The 362-nt window shown below is 61.3% G+C and carries 1 protein-coding gene; it reads left to right on the top strand.

The features are described from left to right. On the top strand, positions 1 to 362 hold a 362-nt coding region (locus B2589_RS04660; protein WP_286815756.1), incomplete at both ends, for an RNA-guided endonuclease InsQ/TnpB family protein.

Raw genomic sequence — 362 nt, 5'->3', positions numbered from 1 at the left:
GCGATGGTGTGTATCGAGGACTTAAAGGTGCGGAATATGTCGGCGTCAGCGGCCGGCACGCTCGATCAACCCGGGCGCAACGTCCGGGCCAAATCCGGTCTGAACCGGAGCATTCTGGATCAGGGCTGGTTCGAGTTCCGGCGCCAACTGGACTACAAGCTCCAATGGAGCGGCGGGTGGTTGGTGGCGGTACCACCCCGCAACACCAGTCGAACCTGTCCGGCCTGCGGTCATGTGTCGGCAGAGAACCGCCAAACCCAGGCCCAGTTCCACTGCGTGGATTGCGGCTTTAAGGAAAACGCCGACACGGTTGGCGCGATCAATATTTTAAGGGCGGGACACGCCCGGTTCGCCTGTGAAGT

The sequence above is a fragment of the Marinobacter sp. UBA3607 genome (genome assembly GCF_002375525.1).
GTDB lineage: Bacteria > Pseudomonadota > Gammaproteobacteria > Pseudomonadales > Oleiphilaceae > Marinobacter > Marinobacter vinifirmus.
The sequence above is the reverse complement of the archived record's forward strand: the minus strand, read 5'-3'. Positions and strand labels throughout refer to the sequence as shown.